This is a genomic window from Bacillus sp. GMs2/2 (assembly GCF_050172095.1).
In the GTDB taxonomy this organism is placed as follows: Bacteria; Bacillota; Bacilli; order Bacillales; family Bacillaceae_G; genus Bacillus_A; species Bacillus_A cereus.
This window is the reverse complement of the sequence record NZ_JBNLYE010000692.1, coordinates 1-1,280: the sequence shown is the minus strand read 5'-3', so window position 1 is coordinate 1,280 and position 1,280 is coordinate 1. Positions and strand designations below refer to the sequence as shown.

Sequence of the window (1,280 nt, the reverse complement as noted above, 5' to 3'; positions counted from 1 at the left end):
AAAGCCGAAAGTCAACACTTTAGTATAAAAAATAACACTAAAGCATCAAAAGGAGGATTATACCTAATGGATAACAATATATTCGGGAAAAATATACGCAAGTTAAGAGCAATGAAAGGCCTTAGTCGAAAAGAGTTTGCCCAAGCCATAAATACACCATATAGTACCGTAACAAGCTGGGAAAATGGAGATAAAGTTCCTAAGATTGAACGTCTACCGACAATCGCGAGGTTTTTTAATGTTAGTGAATCAAGACTTTTACACCATCAAATGAGTGATAATGAAATTTTGGAGAAAGATGGTAGTGAAACCGATCCAATCGAACGTATGGCTCAAATTTTGATTGAAAAATATAGAAATGTTCCAGAAGAACACAAACCTAGAATCGAAAAAGAAATTCTTAGGATGGCGCAACTTCTGGAAATTGAAATTGAAATGCAATCGCAACACGAGGAGTAGAGCACATTATAATAACAAATTACAGTACATATATTTATCTATACTTTTTAGTTAATTACGAGTAATCAATATCCAAATGGTTTGTACTATCATATAAATCAATTAATTTTCCCATGATTTCTAAATCTCCATTACATGCCTGAACAATTTGAACAATAAGCGATTCGCAATTAGCTTTTTTTTGAATGTTTTCCATATTACCACTCCTTTTTTTGAGGTTAATTGATATTCTTGTTCGCTGAAATCCAGTTCAAACATTTAAAAAACTGTTTATAAAGTAACAAAAGACACCGTATAAACGGTGTCTTTTGTTACTCTTTGTTTTTCTACAGTCATCCCATTCCTCCAGGATCGACCATATATTGCACATTATTAGGATTTTGGACCTTATTTTTTTCTGAAATACTTAATCCACTTAATAAAATTAATGATACAGTACATAAAATGGCTAATTTTTTCATTTTACGCCTCCACATTTTAACAATTCTTTACAATCATTATACGCCTTAGTCGCATATTGGGCAAAAAAGTAATCACCATTTTCAATGAATAACTTTTTTGATTCGGCTATTATACCTAGGTCCATTTTTGCTTGACCTAAATAACAATACTGGATTGGCGTCAGCTTCTTATTTTTATTTTTTAATTTCATTAAAATTTCTATTGCTTTTAAATACTCTTTCTTTAAAACAAAATACAACGCTAATTCTGCTGGATGAAGCTGTTCTAAGTTAATCGTATCTATTTCAATATTGTGTATAAGTTTTAAAAAGTTCATGTTATTTATAGCTATTCTATACTTAAAATCACATTTGTTTTCT

Annotated in this window: 4 protein-coding genes; 1 reads left to right on the top strand and 3 read right to left on the bottom strand. The window is 30.4% G+C overall.

Annotated elements, in window-relative coordinates; genetic code table 11:
• On the top strand, window positions 1-459 hold a 459-nt coding region (locus ACQGS6_RS28740), incomplete at its 5' end, for a helix-turn-helix domain-containing protein (protein WP_426966047.1).
• A gap of 55 nt (window positions 460-514) precedes the next feature.
• Here the strand turns inward: ACQGS6_RS28740 and ACQGS6_RS28735 are convergent.
• From ACQGS6_RS28735 to ACQGS6_RS28725, 3 genes are all read right to left on the bottom strand, one after another.
• Entirely contained in the window at window positions 515-655 is a 141-nt protein-coding gene (locus ACQGS6_RS28735; RefSeq protein ID WP_176542670.1) for a hypothetical protein, read from the bottom strand.
• 136 nt (window positions 656-791) lie between these two features.
• Window positions 792-920, bottom strand: coding sequence for a hypothetical protein (locus ACQGS6_RS28730; RefSeq protein ID WP_255259297.1), 129 nt, complete (start codon window positions 918-920; stop codon window positions 792-794).
• The coding region (locus ACQGS6_RS28725) for an AimR family lysis-lysogeny pheromone receptor (protein ID WP_426966046.1) at window positions 917-1,280 on the bottom strand (364 nt) is incomplete at its 5' end. The genes ACQGS6_RS28725 and ACQGS6_RS28730, both read right to left, overlap by 4 nt.